This is a genomic window from Microscilla marina ATCC 23134 (assembly GCF_000169175.1).
Taxonomy (GTDB): domain Bacteria; phylum Bacteroidota; class Bacteroidia; order Cytophagales; family Microscillaceae; genus Microscilla; species Microscilla marina.
This window is the reverse complement of record NZ_AAWS01000004.1, coordinates 261,836-286,223: the sequence shown is the minus strand read 5'-3', so window position 1 is coordinate 286,223 and position 24,388 is coordinate 261,836. Positions and strand designations below refer to the sequence as shown.

The window sequence follows — 24,388 nt, the reverse complement described above, 5'->3', positions numbered from 1 at the left end:
ATAAATTATTACCAGGTATTATTTTTCATCCACTACTTAACCATACAAGCTGATTGTTTGGATAAGATTTTATAATCAGAATTATAAAAATGATTGATTAAACAGCACATCACCTTGACAAAAGCAAGCTTTCGCTTGTTCCTCAGGCAACTACAGCTTTCATAGCACCTAGATTTATACAAATCTGTGGCTAGAAGCAGTAACATGCTGACTTGTTTAACCTATCAAGTCTTTTAATTTCTTACATTTAGAAAAAATGACGCACCTGTCCTTCTTTTACTTCGTGTTACCATTTGTATAAAATGGATTGCACGTAAGTAATCAACAAGAGATATTGAGCAAAATAGATGATTAGATATAAAACAAGTATTTTCAGCAAAGTAACGCGTCGTTCAGGAGTAATAAACCTCTCCTGTTGCTACATCTCACCCTATAGGCGAACTCAAAAGTTCTCGCCTTCAAGAGGAGAATGTCTGCCTACCTTTTAATTTAAAAAATAGGAGTTCCAAAAAGTTGCTTTATTTTATATAATCTCTAATGAGTTGGGTTTATTTTTTTGTTGAATGAGGAAATTTATTTTCTACAAAAAAAAGAAGTGAGTAGTTTTTTATCATATATATTGGGTTTAAAATTTGATATAATTATTTATTTGATAATACAAAAATAAGCTTTTTTGCACAAAAATTAATCAATGTATTATACTAGTTATTAGACAAGATTACAATTAACCACCCTTATCTCTAAGGGATTTTTTTCGAAACATATAAAAAAAAGTCTTTTGTTGTTGTCAAAAACTGTTTTTTAACACAAAAAAACTTCTATTTTAACAAAACATGGTACTGCTTGCATTTAAAATATGATTGAATAATGCACCTGTATTGTTTTCAAAAACTAAGGTAAGCAAAAATAGCATAAAATAAGGAACTTATTTGATTTTGAAACAAAATTTCTGCTATTGAGCTTTACTAATTTACTTATAGTGTCATTACTTTTCAATGAAAAACACCCCCTTACCTCCTAAAAAAGTCATCAAAAACCAAGTTCCATCATGGCAGGTTTATTGCGAAGAAGTCTGGCATTATCGCAGTTTATTGCGTACACTTACCTTTAGAGACCTGAAGGTACGCTATGCTCAAACCTCGTTGGGGTTGCTATGGGTTTTTATTCAGCCATTGGTAACACTACTTATATTCACTTTGGTGTTTAACATAGCGATCAAAATAGATACACAAGGGGTTCCTTACCCCATATTTGCTTTCTCTGGTCTATATGCATGGCATTATTTCTCTGTAGTAGTCAATCAAGGAGGTGTAGCTATTTTAAATGCCCATAGTTTGGTTACAAAGATTTACTTTCCCCGTATTATTCTCCCTTTATCAAAAGCCTTGGTAGCTGCAGTAGATCTCCTGGTCAATGTATTATTAATGGCTGGAGTAATGCTGTGTTATGCATATACGCCTCACAAAAATCTGGTATATTTTCCGCTTTGGCTTATTGCTCTGTTAGTGGCATCTTTAGGGTGTGCTATTGGGTTAAGTGCTTTATCGGTAAGGTTTCGTGACTTTCAACCCATCTCAAGGTTTGGTTTACAAGTGGGGTTTTACCTTACGCCTATCGCCTACCCTCCTACACTTATTCCTGCACAGTACCACCTTTTATATTATAGCAATCCAATGGCAGGCATCACAGAAGGGTTTCGTTGGATGATCGTTGGTGGCAAACTATCGCCTTATATAGGTATGTCGTTGGGAGTAGCTGTAGGTATATTTATATTGAGCGGATGGTACTTTCGCAAAACAGAACGGTTGTTGGCTGATATTGTTTGATGCACCCAAAAAGCCCGTGGCAGATAGGCTGTTAGGCTGGGGGTATAAAAAGTCATTTCTTTAATAAATATTTGGCAACAGGTATATCACCACCCAGGTTAATAAAAAAGATAGGCAATGTTTAATAATAATCAATGATGAAGTAAAGCAACAGGAACACCAACCCAATCAAAAAGCCTATGAGTAGTAACTGTAAAAAAGGAATCATCATGGGGGCATTAAACAATAGGCGGAAGCCAAAGTAGATCCCAAAAATAAGAGGAAAGCTTAACCACCCATGTTTAAAGAAAATTTTCCAAATAGCTATATCAAATCCTTGCTCTGTACCCAAAATCACATACCAAAACAACATTCCGGCAAAAGCTGAAGCCAATAGCAGCATTTGATACAATGAAATTAACACATCGGGGCGAAGCAATAGGTAAGTCAAAGCTACTAAACCAAAAAATATCCCTATAAACAATAGTGTAGTAAAAATATTTAAATCTATAAGCCAAGGTGGCCACTCGTAGGCTTTGCCACTTCGCAGTCTTTTTCCCAAAGGTCGAAACTTACGACTTCTTTTCTTAAACAACTTTTTTGAACGAGGCGCTTTAGCCACATACTTTTTTTTGCGCTGCTGCTTATTAAGTTTGCGTTTTAAAGGGTTCTTATGGGCTTGGGTAACTCTCGCTCTTTTTACTTGAATAGTTGAATCAACCTTGTCAATAGTTGTGGAGCGATTCCACACCTGCGCTGCACCTTCTTCGTTAGGTTTATTTTTTGTGGGTGTGTTTGACTGCCCATACAACGATGACATACCTAAGAGTAGGCTTAGGCCTAACAATAATGGATAAATACGCCCCATACTAGAACTCTTTATAAATGTTGTTTTGGTAGTAATAGTTTTTAAAACGGCTAAGCAAGTAATTTCTTGCCTAACCTACCACGATTTATGCCTTGACCACTTTGGTCATCAGGTAATGTTCAATGTCACATTCTACAAATAAATCACCTTGAACTTTAAATCCAAATTTTTTGTACAAAGGGAGGGCAGTTGTTTGTGCATGCATATACATCAGTCTACCTTCAGTGTTGGGTTGTGCTTGTACATCATCTATCACTGCCTGCAACAATGCAGAAGCTACTCCCTGACGACGAAAAGAAGACAATACGGCAAAGCGTTCTAGTTTGATTCCTTTTGGGGTATAACGCCAACGAGCAGCTCCACAAGGCTGCTGGTGAATAGTTGCCAAAAAGTGGCGAGATTCATTTTCAAACTCATCAAACTCATCTTCTCTAGGCACCTGCTGTTCCTCTACAAAAACTTCGTTTCTAATATTAAAAGCTATCTTGCGCTGTTCATCAGTCACAATCAATTTTACTTTCATCATATTTAATCTGGGGTAAAAAGTGATAATTCACTTATTTGATAAAAATCATCGATTTTAACTACAAAAAAGCAACATATTCTACACACCCACACTTTTTTTTATTATTTTGTATAAAATACTCCCTGTTTGATAGGGGCAAACTCACCAAATACACTTCTTTAATAAGCAAAAGGGCAAAATTATAAAAACTCAATCTACAACACTTTAAAAATCACGAATCTTGACAAATATATTTCATTACATAAAATGGACGCTTTGCTTCGTATTTTGTTTGTTGCTTACAATCAATGTGCAAGCGCAATTTACGCCACAAGAGCGCTTTGAAATGCCTGTAACACAAAAGCGGATCAGTGAAGACTTTATGGTAACTTCACTCAAAAAAAAAGGAGTCTTGTTTTTGGCAATTCGCGAAAATTGGAGTGATAAGCAAACGAGTTGGGAACTCATCCGTATGGATACGACAATGCGTGAAGTGTGGAAAAAAGGACAAAAATTTGATAAGTTTTTTTCCCCCACCCATACTTACTACGACCAATACAAGTTTGTTTATTTTTTGATGACCAGGGAAGAAAAAAAGCAATTTAAAATCGTAAAATTAAACATCAAAGATGGGGCAATAGAGGTATTTGATGGGATACTGCCTTTAAAAGTGCAGTTGAAAAAAGTAAGAGTCGCAGGTAATTATGCTTTTTTTACGGGAACTTTTAACTCAGACATAGCAGCACTTAGGTTCAATATGTTAGATGGCACCACCAAAATAGTGCCCGCTACCTACAGCAAAACTTACAATAGTCTGGATGTATACAGCCACCCTGCTATCAATTCGGGCTTTTACCTGATGCGAAATACCAGAAATTGTAATACACAAGTACATACCATTTCTAACATTGTAGGCTTGCAACCAGGCAAAACAGTGTTGTTGCCCCGAAAATATACCATGCATTCGGCACATGTATACCCCCTTAGTGCCACTAAGAGTCTATTGTTAGGCACCTATAGTATTAAATGTCAACCTTACCCACAAGGTTTGGCCACCATGCTTATCAAAAGCGGTCGTCAGTCACGGCTTCGTCTACATAAATTTCTTGACTTCAGAAATTTTCTCAACTTTTATTCGGAAAAAAAAATTAAGCGTATCCGCCGTAGGGCTTTAAAAAAAGAAGCTCAAGGCAAAGAGTACACCTTAAGGTCTAAAATGCTTTTGGGCAATATTGTAGAAGTTGAAAACAAAGACAACTTATTAGTAATAGCAGAACGCTATTGGTATCATAATCGGGTGGTGTCTTCCAGTATACGGCGACCTAGTGCCCTACCAAGGGTAATTACCCAAGGACAGTTTCAGTTTACCTCAGCCTCTATTAGTGCTATTAATTACAATGGCAAAAGGCTTTGGGACAACACCATCAAAATTAAACCCAGTATAACTACCCTAAACCTTAAGCCACAAGTAAGGGTGGGGTTCAAAGGTGACTCAGTAATACTGGCATACATGAGGCAGTACCGCGAAAGCTCAGTTCCTGTTCTTTGGTCTAAGTTGGTATACAAGAACAAAACAATCAAAAAAGAAACAGAGGATGAAGTGGTAAACCCTAATCCTGATGATCAAATTTACTCTGCTACCAACCAGCACTTTATCCATTGGTATGGGGATGTTTTTTTGCTTTGGGGCGAACAAGTTGTATTTGATCGCAAAGCCGCTGGCATAGGTATCAGAAAAGAGGTGGCTTTTATCAATAAATTGCGCTACAACCATAACAAACTTACCAAGAAAGATTTGAAAAAGCTTAAAAAACAAAAACGGAAAAAAAAAGGAAAGATGAAAAATGAAAGTAGTTTGAACAAACGAGAATAATTTTTTCACAAAAACCCAAAAATAAAAACTACCTAGACGCGCCGTTAACGCACTTTTTCAAAAAAAACGTAAAAAAATATCAAGTTTTTTTCAGGGAGTGTTTGCAAATTCAAATTTCTCTTGTACCTTTGTGCACACAAAAACAAAGAGACATACTTTATTAAGCGAAAGTAGCTCAGCTGGTAGAGCATCACCTTGCCAAGGTGAGGGTCGCGAGTTCGAATCTCGTCTTTCGCTCCACATTTTACCCCAACATACTTGGGGTAAAATTTTTTCTACCTGCCGGGGTGGTGGAATTGGTAGACACGCAAGACTTAAAATCTTGTGACCCTTGGGTCGTGCGGGTTCAAGTCCCGCCCCTGGTACAAGAAGCTTCTCCAATCGTATAGATTGTGAGAAGCTTTTCTGTTTGTATACTCCCCTTTTTTACATCCCTTTTTTTCTAAAAAACTTCCACTGATAAAAACAATGAGACATATTTGATTTTACACTGAGATGCCAAAACAAGGTGGTGTTGGTTTTTGGATGTACTATTTTCATTGTCCATTTGACAGTGTTGGCAAGGGTTTGCTTGGTTGTCTGGCTTTTGGGGTTAATTTGATAATCAATTCTTTTTAGAGCTTTCAGTGGGTAAGTCTTATCCCGATCATATTTCCAGAGCAAACGCAGCAGTTTTTTTTCTTCTAACTTGCTCAAATCTTGATTTTTGTACAATTCATACATTTTGCGCTGCCCTGTATAAGGTGTAAATACCAATGCGGCAGATGATTGCTCTCCAGCTACTGCATCCGAAGGGCTCCCTCCTTCTATAGTATACACGCCTTGGCTAGTAGTACCCAACATTAGGATAAACCCATCAGGAGAGGTTTCACCCATTGCCTTTATAGAAGCAACTACATAGCGAGGCAAGGTATTTTGATTAATGTCCCAATGGGTAATTTGGGTATTGGGGAGGTAACAGGTTTGTGCTTGAGTAGATAAGCTCCAGAGGGAAAGAATAACTGTAACAATAGTGTTGACTTTCATAATTCGAAGATTGTATTTTGTTGTATGATAATCAACGATCAGCCCAGTGTCAAAGATTGAATAAATAGACAAAGTGGCATAAAAAAAGGAAAAACTTGATTGTTTTTCCTTACAAGTCTTTACTTCGACTTTTTAGCCAAATCTTTTTTTGGAGTGGTGTCATCAAATAAAATACGCACGCTAGGTGAATAGGTATCGTCGTATTGACCACTTTTTACTGACCATATAAAGGCGGTTAAAAAACCGATGGCCACTAGTATACTCGCTATAATTAAAATAACAATGACAGACATATTTCTTTCTTTTTAGTTTTTTGACAGGGTATCTCCTATGACCAAGCCTTGGTACTTAGCCAAAGCATTAGTCGTTACGATTACAAAACTTACCACAGTGATAGAACTCAAGGGCATCAGAATGGCCGCCACTACAGGCGACAAGTTACCACTTACGGCAAAAGCAACGCCTATCAGGTTGTAAAGCAATGAAAGCACAAAACTCATTTTCACTACCTTAAGGCTGGTTTTTGAGAACTTTAGAAATCTAGGCAATTTATCGAATACCCTAGCATCTAAAATAGCATCACACGCTGGCGAAAATGACGAAGTATCTTCTGAAACGGCAATGCCTACATGACTTTGTTGCAAAGCTCCAGCATCATTCAAACCATCACCCATCATCATTACTTGTTTGCCTTCTTGCTGTAAATCATTGATAAAGGCTAGTTTATCAGCAGGCTTTTGTTGAAACTTCAAGATACTTTGTTGCCCAAAAAGTGATTTTAAACGCTCAGCTTCTGCATCGTTATCACCAGAAATGAGCGAAGTACCATAATGGCTTTGCATTCCCTGGATAAGCTTGCCTAAGCCTTGCCGATACTCGTGTTGCATCACAAAACCTCCTAATACTTCATCGCCCAACTTTACAAAAACTTTGGTTTGCAATTGGGCAACATTTTGAGGTACAAAATCCTCACCTTTGATCCATTGTTCACTACCTACTTTTACCTCAGTCCCTTTTACTATACCCATAATGCCCTTGCCCGGTATTTCGTTAAACTGAGCTGCTTCTGCCAGGTTTTGAATGTTTAAATGCTTAAAAATTCGTTGGCTTAGAGGGTGTGTAGAATGTTTGACTAATGACGCAATACACAATGCTTGTTCAGGACTTAAACCCTGGTTTTGAACGGCGTCAAAGCTTATTTTAGTTTCGTTAGGGTGAGTAATAGTCCCTGTTTTGTCAAACACCAAGTGGTTAATACCGGCTAAATCGGCTACTACTTCAGCGTTTTTTAGATACAAGCGATTACGCCCAAAAATACGCATTGTATTGCCCAATGTAAAAGGCATAGACAACGCCAGGGCACAGGGACACGCCACAATTAATACTGCCGTAAAGGTATTCCAGATTTTAGCAGGGTTAGTAAAGTTCCAGTATAAAGCTGCTCCAAAGGCTATAGCAAGTACTACTAGGGTAAAATACTGACTGAAACGTGCTACCTTTTGTTGAAATTGCTTTTGGGTACCACCATCTTTGCTAAACACATCGTTGTTCCACAATTGAGTGAGATAACTTTGGGCTACTTCTTTTTGTACTTCAAGTGTGATACTGGCACCTACTTGCCTCCCCCCAGCATATAAATAGTCGCCTTGCCTTTTGTGGATTGGCTCTGCCTCGCCAGTAACAAAACTGTAATCAATGAAAGCATCTTCACTTAGCAAAATACTATCCGCAGGAATAAGCTCTTGGTTTCGGATAATGATATGATCGTTTTTTTTGATGTCAGTTACCGGAATACTGCTCATAGGCTTACTGCCTTGTCCCTTGCGTTGCTTTAATTGTACTGCCAAAGGAAAGTAAGATTTATAATCGCGTTCAAACGAAAGACTTTGGTAAGTTTTGCTTTGAAACCACTTGCCTACAAGCAAAAAGAAGATTAAGCCCGCCAACGAATCCATAAAACCAGCACCAGTATGGGTTAAGATTTCGTATAAGCTACGCCCAAATAAAACAATAATTCCCATAGAAATGGGCACATCCAAGTTGATCGTCTTGGCACGTAAGGCTTTAAACGCTGACAGGAGATAGTCGGAACTACAATAAAAAAATACTGGCAGGGCAAGTAATATATTCAAATAACCAAAAAAATTCTGATAATCGGTTCCTACCCAATCGAGGTATTCAGGAAAACTCAATAGCATAATATTGCCAAAGGCAAACCCGGTAATTCCGATTTTAAAATATAGCTTTTTCTCTTCTGCACTCAACTTTTTCTTTTGAGAACCACTGTCAGGTTTCAAGTCGTCTAATTGAATTTTTGGAGCATAACCCAATGTGGCAAGTAGTTCGGCAAGCTTACGTAAAGAAATCTGACTGGAGTCATAGGTAAGCATGACCTCTTTGCGCACAAAGTTTACCCTTGAGTATTGAATACCTGGCTGAAGCTTGTAGAGGTTTTCAAGCAACCAAATACATGAGCTACAATGAATAGCTGGAACAAACCAAGTAATTTTTTGGGTATTACCTTCGGCAAAATCAAGTAATTGGTGGGCAATATCAAGATTATCGAGAAAATCGTAACGAGTACCCCAGTTGCGCACTTTCAGCTGAATTCCAGGCGATTGTTCCAGGTCGTAATAATTACATAACCCGTTTTCGTCCAAGATTTCAAATACAGTTTTACAACCATCACAACAAAACACTTTCTCGTTCAGATGAATGTGATCATCGGCACAAGTTTCGCCACAATGGTAACATTGGAGCGTAGTATGGGTTTCTGCCTGGAGCATATATTTAGTCTTAAGTTGCTGGTAATTAATAACCAACAACTAGTGTTAATGATTAAGTCCTTTCTTTAGTGCTACAAATGTGGGCAATAAGAGGCAAAAAAAATATGATATTCGTCAGGTTTGAAGTTTAGTCAAAAGCCCCAGCAGGGGCAAGCTTTAAGCGACAAGTCGCAAGCTACACCCTGCTCCACAAGTAACTACACTTTTATATCACCTTGATTTTTTCAGTGATTTACAAAAAGCGTAGTCAAAAGCAAGTATTGTTTTTAAAAAAGGCTTTGAGGTACTATTCAGATAGTTTGCTGATATTTGTACTAGCAGTTAATATCAATACTCCGCAGTGATTTTAGTCAAAGTTGATTACTGATTACCTTCGGTGAGCTCACCAGAGGCTCGGTTATCAAATGGCTATAAGTTTAAAAACTATTTAATTACGTGTTTAGACGTAAACCTGAAACCCTTTGAAAAATAAAGCAAGTACACAAATTTAATATACGCCATTGGTTTACAATGATTCATAGGGTAAACATTTACTCGAATCTGCTATGGACTACGGACTAAATGCTATGGACTATTGTAATATAGCCTGCTTTTTTATACCCAAAGACACATTTAAAAATAGTACTACAAAATGACCCAATCTACAAAAAAAATAGACTTAAGATCAGATACTGTGACTCAACCTACGGCTGACATGAGGCACTTTATGGCCGAAGCCAAAGTAGGTGACGATATGTACCAGGAAGACCCCACCGTAAACGCGCTACAAGAAGAAGTAGCTGATTTGCTGGGCAAAGAAAAAGCCCTGTATGTGCCCACAGGTAGCATGGCAAATCAAATAGCCATCAAGTTGCTCACCCAACCCGGCGACGGAATGATAGTGGGTAATCATGCCCATAACTGGATGTTTGAATCGGGGGCAGCAGGGTTTATATCTTCCATACAGCTTACCCCTCTGACAGGCGACGGTCGGTTTACTGCTCAGGATGTAAAAGCAGCTTATAAACCTAACCAGGCTCCTTATCATTTTGCTCCCACAAGGCTGGTTTCTATAGAAAACACCCACAATGTAGGTGGTGGGTTGGTTTGGAACCAAGGTGAGATTGCCCAAGTACTGGCTACTGCCGATGAGCTAAAAATAGCCAAACACCTGGATGGTGCCCGCTTATGGAATGCCGCCATTTATTATGGCACAGAACTACACACACTTACCCAAGGGTTTGATACTGTATCGGTATGCTTGTCGAAGGGTTTGGGGGCTCCAGTGGGTTCATTGCTTGCTGGAAACAGTGAGTTGATTGAAAAGGCTTATCGTTACCGTCGAATTATGGGGGGCGCTATGCGGCAAGCAGGCATTATTGCCGCAGGTGGGTTGTATGCAGTACATCATCACCGCGAAAGACTGTCAGAAGACCACACAAACGCTCAGTTTTTGGCAAAATCACTGAACGAAATTAAAGGGCTTAAGGTAAATATTGACAGTACTCATACCAATATAGTCATGGCAGACCTGACCGACAAACGCTTGAATGCCCAAGTACTTGAACAAAAAGCTAAAGACCAAGGGATATTATTTTTATGTGTATCTGATCAACGTATTCGTTTGGTAACTCACCTGGATATAACGCAACAAGATTGCGAAAAGGCTGTAGAAACCATTCAATCACTGATAAAGAAGTCTTTTTTGACGGTGGGTTGTTAGCTATCTCTGTGCCCATAGGTTTGTCAAGCAAGCACACAAGTTATACCTGACTCAAATTTTAACAAACCGCTAACAAGGCTTTTTGCGTATTTAGTGTAATTTTAATGAAGTCATTATACAATTTATAAAGATTGTTTTTTATCTTGGAGTTTTTGTAAGACACTAAATATTAGCTCAATGAGTCCGAAATAATAGTCATTTCAAACCCTTTGCCCCAATCTCTACATACACCTAAACAGCAAAGGGTAAAACCAACCGCCAATGAGGGCTATACCCCACCCCATAACAAGGGACACCCAATGGCTCACCACTTGTAAAGACTACGGACGCTGGATCATAAATATTGTATGGAAAAACTTAAACTGATCACCCAGGCATCTCCCTGGCTTATTCTGGTGTGCGTAGCCATTGGTTTGGCTTATGCACTGCTGTTGTACTCTAAAAAAGCCAATTGGTCGAAAACCACCAATCGTATACTGGGTACACTCAGGTTTGTACTGGTCACTATTTTATGCTTGCTGCTACTACTCAACCCCTACTTACGGCAGGTAAGCAATACTATAGAAAAACCTACTGTAGTGTTTGCCATAGATAACTCTCAGTCTATAGCTACTACCAACGACTCGGTGAAAATAAGAAACCTTTATAAAGAACTTGAAAACTTGGGTGATGCCCTAAAAAAAGACAATGTAAATATTGATATTCAAAACCTGGACATTACCAGTATTGCCAAAAACATTGTCCAAACTCCACTCAACTTTGCCAGTTCTAACCTAAGCGCCATTCTAAATACCATCAAAAACAATTATGAAAATCGCAACCTTGATAAGGTAGTGTTGGTGTCAGATGGTATCTACAACCAAGGCATTTCACCTGTTTTTCAAGACTACAGTTTTCCAGTATATACAGTAGGAGTGGGTGACACCACCCAAAAACGTGATATAAAACTGGCAGCAGTACTTGCCAACAAAGTGGCTTATCTGGGCAACAAGTTTCCGGTGGTGGCAGAGGTAGAAAATATAGGCTACCCTGGGCGGTCAGTCAATGTGTATTTGAGTCAAAACGGACAGGTTTTAGGCAGGAAAAGGGTCACATTTAAAGAAGATGGTGAGCTACAACAGGTAACGTTTTTGACTGAGGCCAAGTATAAAGGAATGCAACGCTATATGGTATATGTAGACGCACTCGAAAATGAGTTTACCAAGACCAATAATGCCCGCGATGTATATATTGAGGTGATAGATGGCAAGGAAAAAATTTTGGTGATTGCTCCTACTCCGCATCCTGATATTAAGGCACTCAAAAGTGCGATTACCAAAAACGATAATTATAGTTTTGATATGCACATTCCGGGGATTACTAAGCTTAAAAACGAAAAATATGATTTGATAATAGCCCACCAGGTACCTAATATTTACCGCAATGGCAGAAATCTATTGGCTCGTTTTCGTAAACAAGGTACACCCATTTTTTATATTTTAGGTTCCCAAAGTGACCTCAACACTTTTAACAGCCTCAATGCAGGTTTACGCATCAACCGACGAGGGCGTCAAATGGACGAAGTAACCCCTATTTTTAATGATAAATTTAATACGTTTAATTTTGAGAGAGAAAAAGTAAAAGTATTCAAAAAACTCCCTCCGGCATCGGTACCTTTTGGTAGTTATGGAGTAAGCAATAGTGCCCAAGTAATTTTGCATCAAAGAGTAGGAAGTATAGAAACCTCTAAGCCTTTACTGGTGATTAATGAGCTTAACGGAGTAAAATCGGCAGTAATGGCAGGCGAAGGGTTGTGGGAATGGCGTCAGGAAGAATATGCCTTGAATGAAAAACACGAAATTGTAGACGAAATTGTAAGCAAAGTAGTACAATACCTTTCTACTAAAGAAGATAAACGACGTTTACGGGTGTACCCCATCAATAATGAATTTTATGACTTTGAAAAGGTGGTATTTGAAACCGAAATGTATAACAAGTTATATGAGCGTATTTATGACGTAAAGGTAAACCTTACCTTGACCAATGAAAAGGGCAAAACTTCTACTTACTCGTTTACTCCCACTGAGGGTAGCTCACGCTTTGAGATTAGTGGATTGAGTAAGGGGGTTTATAAATACAGTGCTGCTGCTACTATAAAAAATAAAAATGAAGTTTCTGGCGGCGAGTTTACAATCAAAAGTCTACAACTGGAGGCACTAAACAATACAGCTGACCACAACTTGTTAAGACAGTTATCTAAAAAAACTGCTGGCAGGTTTTTTACTATGAACCAAACTGCTGAACTCAAAAAAGCAGTGCTGGATACCCGCAAACCTAATGTGTTGCATAGCACCGAAGAAATCCAAGAGATGATTCACCTTAAATGGATTTTCTTTGTATTGATGGCACTTGCTACTATAGAATGGGTTACCCGTAAATATCAGGGAGGGTATTAATATAGGCTCCAGAATTTTAAAATATGCTTTGAATAGGAATAGATAAGTAAACAATTCAACAAAAGCCCTGACAAGTGAATTTGTCAGGGCTTTTGTTTATCATTTGTCTTCAAAACCGTACACATTTTTTTAACAAAAGTTCTTTGCCTTTTAAATAAATTTATACAGTTAAAAAAAGCGATTAATCAGCAGTCTTTTGGGTTAAATTATTGATTCTTTGCCCTCAGGCATCCGTTCATTTTTTTCTTTAGCTAAAAAAACGAACCAAAAAAAGCCACCGCTGTAGTTTACTGTTGCTAAAATTTGCTTCATTCCGCCGAAACAGCTCAAACATTCCCTCGTGCCTCGGTCAGTGATCTGTTTTTACGGCTTCACTCTTCAAATTTCTTAACGCCAGTAAACTAAGGCGGAAAGAAAGATGCTGTTTTTCAAACACTTTTTGGGCTTATAAAATTAAACTCTACACAAGTATTGGTAGTGAAAAATTAGTGTACGGTTTCAAATCATTTGTCTAAAGACAGGTAGCACGTTTATTCCCAATACACCCAAAACTCAGGAAAGTCTTTTACTTCTTCATCACTTCCTGTCGGTGCGACATGGTAACGGCGCTTGCTCTGCTTATTTATTTTAAAACTAAGGAATTTTGTGGATGAAGACTTCACTGTATAAGTAATCAAAGAAGCTTTCCGCCACTTTTTACGATTACGCTTGATGTTATAGCGTGCCGCAAAAGGGTACACCTTTGTATTTCTATCGGTTTTTTGGTGATACTTTGACAGGTCTTTGTCAAACCAAAAGTGAAGTGCCTCTTTTCTCTTCTGTCCTTTTACCTGCCCTACTACCTTCCAACGATTATTAGGCTCACGGGTAAACTCAAGCATGACCTTTTCATCATCTTTTTTAAAGTCTGCCTGAAAGTGGTCTACCTTACCAGGCACCAGATTGATAATGATATAAAAAATAAGCTCAAATGCTATCCTCATAGTTGTTTTATTTGTTTATTTCCAACTTAAATGCATGGTGGGCGCCTCTTTCTCAGTTAGTTTTGGGTGATTGGCCTTATCTATCTTCACCATTCGTTTGTTTTTGCCTTTATTTACCACCAAAAACACCAAACTCTCTGATCGGGGGTCGCTCTCTTTTTCTTTAAAAGCCACTTCTGTTACTTTACTCCATTTTTTGTGGTTGGGCACAATCAACAGTTGCTCCAACAAATCCACTTTCTCATAGGCAGCGCTGGCAGAAGGCTTGATATAGGCAATTTTACCCTTGAAATAAAAAAACATGTCTTCATCTTTTTGATTACTTGGTACTACTCTCCACTCATTTGATGAGCGGGTAAAGCTAAGAATGATGGTTTCTGTTTTATTCTCGGGGTGAGCAGCTGTTACCTGAAAGTCCTTTTTGTTGGCAGGTACTATGCTGGTAAGTATATAAAACAACATTACAAATGTCATGTCCATAGAAGTATATATTTTAAAAGTTCGTAAATTATTTCCAGCTTACATGTACTACAGGTGTTTTTTGGGATACCTCAGGGTGATGAGTTGCCTTCAACTTAATTACTCGCCTGTTTTTCCCTTCTTTTGTTACACTAAAGATAAAAGGCTTAGTTGCTATTTGCTTTACTGTTACTTTAGTCACCTTGCTCCATTTTTTGTGGTTAGTCACTACTTTTGCTTTTTCAAGCCAATCAATCTTGGCATAAGAGTCACTCCCAAGTGTTTTAATGTAAGCCGTTTTATCTTTAAAATAAATCGACAACCCTTCTTTTTCAGTACTTTTTACCGCTTGCCACTTGTCCAAAGATCGGATAAAATTAATAGTCACCTCAGTTTTGCTTTCAGGCTCCTTGGTGCTTATCTGAAACTGATTTTTGTCTACAGGTACAAGGCTAAGCAGTATATAAAATAACGTTACATTTACTATATCCATCGTGGTAAATATTTGATTCTGTAAACTATTTCCAAGTCAAATGCATTTCAGGCATTGCTTTACTCATATCAGGTACAGCCTTTTTGTCAATAGAAATAATGCGTTTCTTCTTTCCATCTTTAGCCACCATAAAAACCAAATGACGAGGGCTTCCCTCCTGTTCTTTCTTTAAGTCAAAAACAACTTTTGTCACTTTTTTCCATTTTTTATGATTAGGGACAATGTGCATTTTGTTCAACAAGTCTACCTTTTCTTCCTTACCTTTTATCCCATCTTTGACATAACAATGCTGTTGTTTATCAAACCGGAAAAATAGTACATCATCAGGCTTATGACTAGGCACTACTGCCCATTGATCTTTTTGCTGTTTAAACTCCAGCACTACTACCTCTTTGTCATTGTCAGGGTTGTGCATTTCCATCTTAAACTGGGTAGTTTTGGCAGGCACTAAGTTGAGCGCCATGTAAAAAATGAATACAAAGATTTGAATCATAATTGTAAGATTTGAATTTATAAGTTGCCTATCAAGGTTATCATAAAGCGTATTGCTTGCTCAGTAACGTATCAGGCATTGCTTTACTCATTTCGGTGGTTTCACCAACTTCTTGCCTCCTTTTACGGCTAATAGCGGATATAAGTCTTAATTTTAGATCATTATACCTATTTTTTTGTATAAACTCTACTCTAAAAACTTTACGCCAGTTTCCATGTCCATCAATGACCAAAGCGTTGACCTCCCCACGGTATTGCTACGTGCTCTTCTACTATTATAAAACACTGATAACAAGACAAATAGAAGGATTCTTTGATTTTTTATAGAGGTGGCCAGCATTGCTGTAACCTTTACATCACTGCAATTTACGCTTTTCATTATGCTGTATTTCGCAAAAGAAGTGGCATGCCTTGGCAAATCACAAAAGATCAAGCCAATGTTTTTTTATATGTTTTGAAAAAAAAGGCATGTCAAGATAGGGGAAGCTAATCATTTAGCTATCTACTAAGTATTAAAGTTACCTAAATAATAATTTATCTATGCAGTAATAATGTTGGGCAGACAATTATTACAATATGGCATATACAAAACTATAGTTTGGGAAACCTACAATACATTATGGTTTATTATGGTATCATCAAATCTGATCTATATGTAAAAAAACTACTTCACATCTTTTTACATGAAGTATAGTACTTCATATCTCTCCTTAAAACTTTCTTGATTTTCATTTTATCAAAAAGGTTGTCTTGCAGTACATCCACTGTGAAGATTTAAAGGACCAGGCATACTCTCTATAATTTTTTCAAGAAAAACTTCAGAAGAACTTTATCCAAGCCAACCAGCATGGTTAAGTATCTAATGAGTTGATAAATAGAGCATTACCCAAACTATAACAGCATTATTTGTAGTCCTAATGGGCAGAAAAGGACATCATTACAAATAAGCTGAATAGAAGAATAATGCTCACCTCAACACATTAAGTGTATTATGGTAAAATAAATTAAGCAATTACTTATGAAAAGTAAACTTTTACTCACCCTATTTTTCATGGTGGGGCTAACAACCTATGTCTTTTCACAAAGTATTACTGTTTCTGGAACAGTAAAAGACAAAGAAGGTGGAGGTCTACCAGGCGTAACAATTTTAATTAAAGGTACTACGCAAGGAACCGCCACCAATAACGATGGAACCTATACATTAGCTGATGTTCCATCTAACGCTACACTCATATTTTCATTTGTAGGAATGCAAACTCAGGAAATAGTGGTAGGTGCACAAACAAGCATCGATGTTGTTCTTCAGGAAGAAGGAGCATTGGCTCAGGTAGTAGTGACAGCCTTTGGTATTAAGAAAGAGAAAAAAGCCTTGAGTTATGCAGTACAAGAGGTAAAAGCAGACGCAATCACTGCGGTTGATAACCCAAACTTGTCTAATGCGCTACAAGGTAAGGCGGCCGGTGTACAGCTACGACAAACCAGTGGTATGCCTGGTGCATCTTCTTTAATTACTGTTCGGGGTAATTCTTCTTTAACTGGTAACAATCAACCTCTATTTGTAGTAGATGGGGTACCCATTTCAAGTACTTCTGACTTTACACCGGGTGTAAGTGGTACAGATGGATCAAGTCGTTCTTTAGACATCAACCCCAATGACATTGAATCTGTAAGTATTCTAAAAGGGGGAGCAGCTTCTGCTCTTTATGGATTAAGAGCTTCTAATGGGGTAGTTTTAATTACCACCAAAAGTGGTAAAAATGCTAAAAAAGGAAGAACCAACATTACGCTTAATACTGGTTATACCTGGGATCGGGTAACTCGCTTGCCCAAGGCACAAAAAACGTATGCACAAGGAAGTGCCAGGACGTTTAACCCTGGAACGTCACTGTCTTGGGGGCCAAAAATTTCTCAACTTGGCGACCCTAATGTAAACCCTAATGCTACTGGAAACGGCACTACCTACATTAATAATGTGGGGCAAGAAGTAACAGGGCAAGCTTACGATAATGTTTCGCCACTATTCCAAACAGGTGGAACATATAACTTGGGGGTATCGGCATCTGCTGCTACTGCCAAGGGACACTATGCAGTAGGATTTGGTTACACCAAGCAAGAAGGTATTCTTCCAACTACTGGCATGCGTAGAATCAACGGTAAAGTAGCGGGTGGTTACCAACTAACTACTAACCTAAAAGTAGAGGCTTCGCTGAACTTCTCTGACCTTTTGATTGATAAAGTAGCGGGCGGTAGTAATTTATCTAACCCCTTGTTTACTACCTATTGGGCACCAAGCTCTTATGATTTATGGGGTACTCCTTATGCAGAAGATGGAAACCCTTACAAGCAAATTCACTACCGTGGAGCAATGGATAACCCAAGATGGTCTTTAGCAAACAATCAATTTGACGAGACCAACCGTAGAGCTTTTGGTAATGTTCAACTAACCTATAAGCCCTTGAAGTGGCTTACAGTAAATTATCGTTTAGGGAATGATTTTTACGTTACGGGTGGCAAAGAAGTATACGAACTTGGCTCTGGAGGTACTGGTGGAAGAACAACTATTCCGTCAGGTGGACAAATTCAAGACTACACCTTTACTAGTCGTCAGGTAAACTCAAATTTGACCTTGATATTGAACCAAAACTTTGGTAAAGACTTCAGTGCAAGTTTGTTGCTAGGTAACGAGTTTTATGATATCCGCACACAGTCATTGAGCGTAGTAGGTACAGGTATTACTATTGGCGGCTTCCGCAATATGTCAAATACCAGCAATCAAGTAACTACTGAAATAAGTACTGCACAGCGGGTGGTTGGTTTCTTCAGTAACTTCGAATTATCATGGAGAAACACCCTGTTCCTGACTGCTTCTGGTCGTCAAGACTATGTATCTTATCTTGCAAGAAATAATCGTAGATTTTTCTATCCATCTGTAGGTGTAAGTTGGGCATTTACCGAAACATTTGAAGTGCCTCAAAATATTTTAACTTTTGGTAAAATTCGCTTGAATTACGCTCAAGTAGGTTCAGGAACAGCTCCATACTCTACTACTAACATTTTTATACAAGGTAATCCGAATAGTGGTTTCTTAACAGATGGTATTGCATACCCTTTCAATGGTCAGGTTGGATTTACCCAAAGCAATATTATCAGAAATGAAAATTTAAGACCTCAAAACACAGTAACTTATGAAGTAGGTACAGAATTGAAGTTCTTAAACAACAGAATTAGTCTTGATTATAGCTATTATGTAAATAATACTACTGACCAGATATTTAGTGTACCCGTTCCTGGTTCTACTGGTTTTACCAGCGAAACACGCAATGCTGGTGAGGTAGAAACAAAAGGGCATGAACTTGCCGTAAATGCACAAATTATCCAACCAGCCAAACAAGGTGGTTTTGGTTGGAACCTAGGGGTAAACTTTACATCGTTTTCTAACCGCGTAATTCGTTTAGAAGAGGGAGTAGCCAATATATTCTTGGCAGGGTTTACTACGCCTAGTTCTCGTGCCTTTGCCGGAAGAACTTACCCATCTTTGTTTGGAGTGGGTTATCAAAGAGATGATCAAGGACGTGTAGTGGTAGATGGCAGAGGCGATGCCAACACAAATGCTACTTATGGTATGCCTATAGCTGATCCTAACCCTAAGGTAATAGGTAATGTTCAGCCTGATTTTACCATGGCGATTACTAATAGCTTCTCATTCAAAGGTTTTACTTTGACCACCCAGATAGACTGGCGAAAAGGTGGACAAGCATACTCAGGAAACACTCGTTTGGCTAGGTTATACGGACAAACCGAGGAAACTGAAGATCGTGAGTCTACAAGTTATGTAGTGCCTGATGCAGTATCTTGGAACGGAGAAGTAGATGCCAGTGGTAACCCTGTATATACAAACTTGCCTAACAACAACATTTCTATAGCGCGTAATCAAACTTACTGGGTAAATGTATTAAGCAATATCGATGAGGCTCACGTATTTGACGCGGGTTTTGTAAGATTAAGAGAGGTTGCGCTTACCTACCAATTCCCCTCAGCTTGGTTGAAGAGACTAAAGTTAAACACCTTGTCTTTATCGGTGATAGGTCGTAACCTATTGTTATTTACCAATTATCCAGGGTTCGACCCTGAAACCAACTTAGGAGGGGCTATCAATGGTCAAGGCTTAGAGTATGTATCTCTTCCTCAAACCAAAAGCTATGGTGTAAGCTTAAAAACTACATTCTAAGTTCATAAAGTGTATCCAGAACTTTGTTACTCCCCTATAAAATGGGGCTAACAAAGTTCATTTTAATCCACTTCAAAACTTTATAATAAGATCATGAGAAAAGCATTCATATATATATTTCTTGCACTCTTTGCTTTTACATCGGCTTGTACCGACGATGTGTTAGACAAAATAGATACAAACCCTAATAACCCAACTGCGGTACCTGATAATATGCTATTAACAAGTATTATTACCAGTACTGTATTTTCGATATCGGGAACTGACCTGGCTTGGTTTAGTTCTGTTTTTGTAGAGCACACCACGGGGGTTCATGGGCAGCCAGAACAAGGTGATAAACGTACTGGGATAAACGCCACTATTGGTAATAATTCCTGGAATGCGCTTTATGCAGGTGCATTGACTGATATTGAGATATTAATCAAACAGTCTACTGAAGCAGGTAATGCTCACTATACTGGTATTGCAAAAATCTTGAAGGCATATAACCTTAGTATTGCTACCGATCTTTGGGGTAGAGTTCCTTACTCAGAAGCTATCAAAGGCTCTGAGAACACTACACCAAAGTATGACAATCAACAAGATATTTATACTGCATTGCAATCAATTTTGGATGAAGCAATTGCTGATTTGGCAAAGACGTCTGTTATTAAACCTACTGGTGATGATATGCTTTATGGCGGAGATGTAACTAAGTGGACTAAAACTGCCTGGGCGTTGAAAGCACGTTTGTATAATAGGTTGAGTAAAGTAGATCCTGCTGGTTCAGCTACCAATGCACTGAATGCCATTGGTAATGCCTATAGTGACGCTGGTGACAACTGTATTTTTACAAGCTTTACTACAGCGCCTACAGGAGAGCACCCTTGGTACCAAGAGTCAAACGATAGAAGTCATCATGCAGTAAGTAATACATTTGGCAACTTACTTACTGGGCTAAATGATCCTAGACTGACAATGATGGTAGATACTATAAAAGGGGGCATCAGGTCTTACGCTCCCAATGGTTCAGCCCAAAATGATCAATCAGGTAATTTATACTCTAGAGCTTCAAGTGCAATAGTAAATGCAACCGCACCTTTACAATTGTTTACTTTTGATGAAATGAAGTTTATAGAGGCAGAGGCAAATTTAAGGTTAGGTAATCAAGCTGCGGCCAATACTGCTTATCAAGCTGCAGTGACTGCTACTATGACACGTCAAGGAGTGCCTACTGCCGATATTACTACTTATCTGGCACAAGCAAACGTTTCTCCTGCAAATGTAACCCTGAACGAAATTATTACGCAGAAGTACATTTCATTCTGGTTGTTCCAACCTATCGAGGCATACAACGACTATCGTCGTACTGGTATTCCTACACTTACTAATACTGCAGGACCTGCACCACGAAGATTCCCCTACCCTACCGGGGAGTTGAGCAATAACGCAGCAAATGTTCCTAATGTAACAGTCAATGCAGGTGTTTGGTGGGATGATCAAACCGAAGATTAAACACAAACCATATACAACCATAAAAAAGAGGTTGTCTCATAAGTCAGCCCTTATCAACAGAAAGCAGCTCCCCAAAAAGGAGCTGCTTTTGCTTTTTTACCCCATCAAGGCACAATATTACCAACTTAGTAACATATCAGGCATTGCTTTGCTCATTTCGGGGGCACTGGTTCTATCAACTTCAATCAATTTTTTTCGCCTTTTTTTGCGGCTAATAGCAAATACAAGTCCCGACTTCCGATCATTATACTTGCCTTGTTTGGGTACAAACTCTACCCTGGAAACTTTGCGCCATCTTCTATGATTGCGTTTAATCTCTACTTTAGTCAATAGATCTGCCTTGCTCTCTTTGCCGTTGCTGCCTTCTCTGATATAACAGTACCGGGCTTTGTCGAAACGAAAATATAATGTATCTTGTGGTTTATGGCTGGCTATTACCTGCCATTGCTTTTTGTTACGGGTAAAATTCAACTGAATTTTTTCTATTTGATTGGCAGGATTTTTCACTTCAATCTTAAACTGTTTTACTCTGGAAGGAACAATGTTTAAGGCCATATAAAAAATTAACACAAATGTTTTTACCATAAAATATACGTGGATTAGGGTTATTCACTTTTATAGTTTTGTACTATTCAAGCTTTTATAAATATATAAGGGCAATAATCTATAAAAACATAAGGAAACACACAAAACTAGCCTACAATTTGTACATACTCAACGGCCACTCAAGCCAAATATTGAACTATAATAATTTGCAATCAAGACTTTTAAATAAACAAAATGTTAAAAAAGTCTTGATACACCTAATAATTCTCCCTTTTCTGGCTAAATTTGTTTAGACAACCTGGTTCTTATCATAAGAAAACCTATTCATTTTTAATATTTACCCATATGAAAAAACTACTATTACTATTACTATCCTGTATAACGATAAGTGCTTTGGCTCAGAAAAAGCCATCGACCTCTGACCGAGAAGCTCCTCTCCCCAAATATGTAAGTTCTAAATTTGCTCAGTTAGGTCAGGAACTCCCCACTCCTAATGTATATCGTACAGGAGATGGATCGCCAGGACCAAACTATTGGCAACAAAAGGCTGACTATAAAATTAAGGCTACCTTAGATGAAGCAAAGAATGTAATTACCGGATCGGAAACCATCACCTACTACAACAATGCCCCCATTCCATTGCGGTATTTATGGATACAACTCGATCAAAATCGCTTTGCCGGGGATGCTACTGCACAAAAGGCAAACCCAATGAAGCTTACCAAAAGCAATGGTAGTGTACAAAGGCTTTTTCGCTGGGTATCACTTACCAAAGATGACTATGGGTATACCATTTCTAATGTAAAAGATAAAAGTGGCAAAAAACTGAAGTATACCATCAATGGTACTATGATGCGCCTTGAGTTACCTCAGCCTATCAAAGCCAAAGGTGGTTCGTTTACATTTTCACTAGATTGGAAAAACAAAATTCGCGAACGCTTAAAAATTGGTGGCCGTGGTGGTTATGAGCACTTCCCTAAAGATGGCAACAATGTATACGCTATAGCGCAATGGTTTCCTCGTATGTGTGTGTACGATGACGTAAACGGTTGGCAAAATAAACAATTTTTAGGACGTGGTGAGTTTGCTTTGACTTTTGGCGACTATGAAGTGGCACTTACTGTGCCTGCCGACCATATTGTAGGCGCAACTGGAGAGCTACAAAATGCCAAAAAAGTATTGTCTTCTGAGCAGATCAAACGTTGGGAAAAAGCTAAAAATGCTAAAAACCCTGTAGTAATTGTAACTCAAAAAGAAGCCGAAGCTAAAGAAAAGACCAAAAGTACTCAAACCAAGACTTGGGTATTTAAGGCTAAAAATGTTCGTGATTTCGCATTTACCAGTTCACGAAAGCTAATCTGGGACGCTATGGGCGTAAATGTAGGAGGTAAAAATGTATGGGCTATGTCTTACTACCCTAAAGAGGCTAACCCACTGTGGGGCAACTACTCTACCCATATTGTAGCACATACACTTAAAGTTTACTCTAAGTATACTTTTGACTACCCTTACCCAGTAGCCATTTCAGTAGAAGCATCAAACGGTATGGAGTACCCTATGATTTGTTTTAACTACGGTCGTCCTAACGCTCAAGGAGTCACTAGTGCACGTATGCGCAATGGTATGTTTGGGGTAATTATTCACGAAGTGGGCCACAACTTCTTTCCAATGATTGTAAACTCTGATGAAAGACAATGGACATGGATGGATGAAGGGCTTAACTCTTTTGTACAAACACTTGCCGAACGTGAAATTCAATCACTTTCGTGGGCACCAGATGTATACAAGAAAAACGGCTTCCCTGAAGGTTCACGCAACCCAAAAAATATTATCCGCTACATGCGTATTGACCCTAAGAAAATGGTACCTATCATGAGTAACTCTGAGTCGATTCCTTACTTTGGGCCTAACGCTTACAGCAAACCTGCCACTGCGTTGAACATCTTACGCAACACCATTATGGGGCCAGAACTGTTTGATTATGCTTTTCGTGAGTATTCACAAAAGTGGATGTTTAAACACCCACAGCCTGCCGATTTTTTCCGTACTATGGAAGATGCCTCTGGGGTTGACTTAGATTGGTTCTGGAGAGGTTGGTTTTATTCTACCGAACCTTGTGATATTTCGCTCGAAGGTGTGAAATTGTTCCAGGTAGAAAGCGATAAAAACAAAACCGTGGCAAGTAAGATGGTATTTAAGCCCACATTTTATACTCAAGACCAAATCAAGAACATTACTGCGATTGTCAAACGACGTGGCTTAACACTCAACAAAGGTGATAAGGAGGCAATAAGCCCTAACAGCTTCTTTTATCAATTAGACTTTAAAAACAAGGGTGGTTTGCTGATGCCAATTATTGTAAAAATGCAGTATAAGGATGGAAGCCAACAAAACGTAAAAATACCTGCAGAAATCTGGAAAAAAGACCCGGTAAAAGTGTCTAAGGTATTGATGACTAAAAAAGAAGTAGTGAAGTTTGTAGTAGACCCTAATGGAGAAACTGCTGACATTGATACTAAAAATAATACTTTTCCTCGTGCAGAAATGAGTAAGTCAGGTTTTAAGAAAATGAAAGAGAAAAAAGGCTCTCAAGAGTAATATTCTCAGGCTTTGTTTGCTTGAGTATGCTTAAGCAAACAAAGTACTTACACAAAGGCTTATGGTGCTGTTCAACAGATTGAACAGCACTTTTT

At 38.4% G+C, this 24,388-nt stretch carries 17 protein-coding genes and 2 tRNA genes; 9 read left to right on the top strand and 10 right to left on the bottom strand.

The window, feature by feature from the left end:
- The first annotated feature begins 995 nt into the window (after positions 1-995).
- Positions 996-1,826, top strand: a complete 831-nt coding sequence (locus tag M23134_RS05100; RefSeq protein ID WP_002694358.1) for an ABC transporter permease — start codon at positions 996-998, stop codon at positions 1,824-1,826.
- Between the two features lie 121 nt (positions 1,827-1,947).
- Here the strand turns inward: M23134_RS05100 and M23134_RS05095 are convergent, their stop codons facing one another.
- Positions 1,948-2,673, bottom strand: coding sequence for a hypothetical protein (locus tag M23134_RS05095; RefSeq protein ID WP_002694357.1), 726 nt, complete (start codon positions 2,671-2,673; stop codon positions 1,948-1,950).
- A gap of 85 nt (positions 2,674-2,758) precedes the next feature.
- Positions 2,759-3,199, bottom strand: a complete 441-nt coding sequence (locus M23134_RS05090; protein WP_002694356.1) for a GNAT family N-acetyltransferase — start codon at positions 3,197-3,199, stop codon at positions 2,759-2,761.
- Positions 3,200-3,419: 220 nt separating this feature from the next.
- On the opposite strand from M23134_RS05090, the gene M23134_RS05085 reads away from it, so the two are divergent.
- The 3 genes from M23134_RS05085 (at position 3,420) to M23134_RS05075 (ending at position 5,416) form a co-directional block, all read left to right on the top strand.
- Positions 3,420-5,051: a hypothetical protein gene (locus tag M23134_RS05085; RefSeq protein WP_157558344.1), complete on the top strand. Its 1,632-nt coding sequence runs from the start codon at positions 3,420-3,422 to the stop codon at positions 5,049-5,051.
- 164 nt (positions 5,052-5,215) lie between these two features.
- Positions 5,216-5,291: transfer RNA gene (locus tag M23134_RS05080), tRNA-Gly, on the top strand.
- Between the two features lie 41 nt (positions 5,292-5,332).
- A tRNA-Leu gene (locus M23134_RS05075) sits at positions 5,333-5,416 on the top strand.
- Positions 5,417-5,477: 61 nt separating this feature from the next.
- Here M23134_RS05075 and M23134_RS05070 read toward each other — a convergent pair.
- From M23134_RS05070 to M23134_RS05060, 3 genes are all read right to left on the bottom strand, one after another.
- Positions 5,478-6,077, bottom strand: coding sequence for a hypothetical protein (locus M23134_RS05070; RefSeq protein ID WP_002694353.1), 600 nt, complete (start codon positions 6,075-6,077; stop codon positions 5,478-5,480).
- A gap of 119 nt (positions 6,078-6,196) precedes the next feature.
- A complete protein-coding gene (gene ccoS, locus M23134_RS05065; protein WP_002694352.1) occupies positions 6,197-6,370 on the bottom strand; it encodes a cbb3-type cytochrome oxidase assembly protein CcoS in 174 nt (57 codons plus the stop codon).
- Between the two features lie 12 nt (positions 6,371-6,382).
- Entirely contained in the window at positions 6,383-8,863 is a 2,481-nt protein-coding gene (locus tag M23134_RS05060) for a heavy metal translocating P-type ATPase (RefSeq protein ID WP_002694351.1), read from the bottom strand.
- Positions 8,864-9,494: 631 nt separating this feature from the next.
- Between M23134_RS05060 and ltaE the strand changes: the two genes are divergently transcribed.
- Positions 9,495-10,565, top strand: a complete 1,071-nt coding sequence (ltaE, locus tag M23134_RS05055) for a low-specificity L-threonine aldolase (protein ID WP_002694349.1) — start codon at positions 9,495-9,497, stop codon at positions 10,563-10,565.
- 347 nt (positions 10,566-10,912) lie between these two features.
- On the top strand, positions 10,913-13,000 hold the full coding sequence (locus tag M23134_RS05050; protein ID WP_002694348.1) for a vWA domain-containing protein: 2,088 nt from the start codon (positions 10,913-10,915) through the stop codon (positions 12,998-13,000).
- 530 nt (positions 13,001-13,530) lie between these two features.
- Here M23134_RS05050 and M23134_RS05045 read toward each other — a convergent pair.
- From M23134_RS05045 to M23134_RS05030, 4 genes are read right to left on the bottom strand one after another with little or no spacing between them, the layout of a single operon-like run.
- Positions 13,531-13,983: a hypothetical protein gene (locus M23134_RS05045; protein ID WP_002694346.1), complete on the bottom strand. Its 453-nt coding sequence runs from the start codon at positions 13,981-13,983 to the stop codon at positions 13,531-13,533.
- A 15-nt stretch (positions 13,984-13,998) separates the two neighbouring features.
- A complete protein-coding gene (locus tag M23134_RS05040) occupies positions 13,999-14,463 on the bottom strand; it encodes a hypothetical protein (RefSeq protein ID WP_045113018.1) in 465 nt (154 codons plus the stop codon).
- 28 nt (positions 14,464-14,491) lie between these two features.
- Positions 14,492-14,935, bottom strand: a complete 444-nt coding sequence (locus tag M23134_RS05035) for a hypothetical protein (protein WP_002694344.1) — start codon at positions 14,933-14,935, stop codon at positions 14,492-14,494.
- Between the two features lie 25 nt (positions 14,936-14,960).
- A complete protein-coding gene (locus tag M23134_RS05030) occupies positions 14,961-15,428 on the bottom strand; it encodes a hypothetical protein (RefSeq protein ID WP_045113017.1) in 468 nt (155 codons plus the stop codon).
- 1,017 nt (positions 15,429-16,445) lie between these two features.
- On the opposite strand from M23134_RS05030, the gene M23134_RS05025 reads away from it, so the two are divergent.
- A complete protein-coding gene (locus M23134_RS05025; protein ID WP_002694341.1) occupies positions 16,446-19,655 on the top strand; it encodes a SusC/RagA family TonB-linked outer membrane protein in 3,210 nt (1,069 codons plus the stop codon).
- 93 nt (positions 19,656-19,748) lie between these two features.
- The gene (locus M23134_RS05020) at positions 19,749-21,149 is read left to right on the top strand and encodes a SusD/RagB family nutrient-binding outer membrane lipoprotein (RefSeq protein WP_002694339.1); all 1,401 of its coding nucleotides are present in this window, start codon (positions 19,749-19,751) and stop codon (positions 21,147-21,149) included.
- A gap of 117 nt (positions 21,150-21,266) precedes the next feature.
- On the opposite strand, the gene M23134_RS05015 is transcribed toward M23134_RS05020, so the two are convergent.
- The gene (locus tag M23134_RS05015) at positions 21,267-21,734 is read right to left on the bottom strand and encodes a hypothetical protein (protein WP_002694338.1); all 468 of its coding nucleotides are present in this window, start codon (positions 21,732-21,734) and stop codon (positions 21,267-21,269) included.
- Between the two features lie 306 nt (positions 21,735-22,040).
- Here M23134_RS05015 and M23134_RS05010 point away from each other — a divergent pair, with 306 nt between their 5' ends.
- Positions 22,041-24,293 carry a M1 family metallopeptidase gene (locus tag M23134_RS05010; protein WP_002694337.1) on the top strand — a complete coding sequence of 751 codons (2,253 nt, stop codon included), beginning with the start codon at positions 22,041-22,043 and terminating at the stop codon, positions 24,291-24,293.
- The last annotated feature ends 95 nt before the right edge of the window (positions 24,294-24,388 follow it).

Bases quoted from the DNA above. Each gene is read 5' to 3' on its own strand.
- M23134_RS05025 (WP_002694341.1), top strand. From the start codon at position 16,446: ATGAAAAGTAAACTTTTACTCACCCTATTTTTCATGGTGGGGCTAACA.
- M23134_RS05035 (WP_002694344.1), bottom strand. From the start codon at position 14,935: ATGGATATAGTAAATGTAACGTTATTTTATATACTGCTTAGCCTTGTA.
- M23134_RS05045 (WP_002694346.1), bottom strand. From the start codon at position 13,983: ATGAGGATAGCATTTGAGCTTATTTTTTATATCATTATCAATCTGGTG.
- M23134_RS05095 (WP_002694357.1), bottom strand. From the start codon at position 2,673: ATGGGGCGTATTTATCCATTATTGTTAGGCCTAAGCCTACTCTTAGGT.
- M23134_RS05040 (WP_045113018.1), bottom strand. From the start codon at position 14,463: ATGGACATGACATTTGTAATGTTGTTTTATATACTTACCAGCATAGTA.
- M23134_RS05070 (WP_002694353.1), bottom strand. From the start codon at position 6,077: ATGAAAGTCAACACTATTGTTACAGTTATTCTTTCCCTCTGGAGCTTA.
- M23134_RS05015 (WP_002694338.1), bottom strand. From the start codon at position 21,734: ATGGTAAAAACATTTGTGTTAATTTTTTATATGGCCTTAAACATTGTT.
- ccoS (WP_002694352.1), bottom strand. From the start codon at position 6,370: ATGTCTGTCATTGTTATTTTAATTATAGCGAGTATACTAGTGGCCATC.
- M23134_RS05090 (WP_002694356.1), bottom strand. From the start codon at position 3,199: ATGATGAAAGTAAAATTGATTGTGACTGATGAACAGCGCAAGATAGCT.
- M23134_RS05030 (WP_045113017.1), bottom strand. From the start codon at position 15,428: ATGATTCAAATCTTTGTATTCATTTTTTACATGGCGCTCAACTTAGTG.
- M23134_RS05100 (WP_002694358.1), top strand. From the start codon at position 996: ATGAAAAACACCCCCTTACCTCCTAAAAAAGTCATCAAAAACCAAGTT.
- M23134_RS05010 (WP_002694337.1), top strand. From the start codon at position 22,041: ATGAAAAAACTACTATTACTATTACTATCCTGTATAACGATAAGTGCT.
- M23134_RS05020 (WP_002694339.1), top strand. From the start codon at position 19,749: ATGAGAAAAGCATTCATATATATATTTCTTGCACTCTTTGCTTTTACA.
- M23134_RS05060 (WP_002694351.1), bottom strand. From the start codon at position 8,863: ATGCTCCAGGCAGAAACCCATACTACGCTCCAATGTTACCATTGTGGC.
- M23134_RS05050 (WP_002694348.1), top strand. From the start codon at position 10,913: ATGGAAAAACTTAAACTGATCACCCAGGCATCTCCCTGGCTTATTCTG.
- ltaE (WP_002694349.1), top strand. From the start codon at position 9,495: ATGACCCAATCTACAAAAAAAATAGACTTAAGATCAGATACTGTGACT.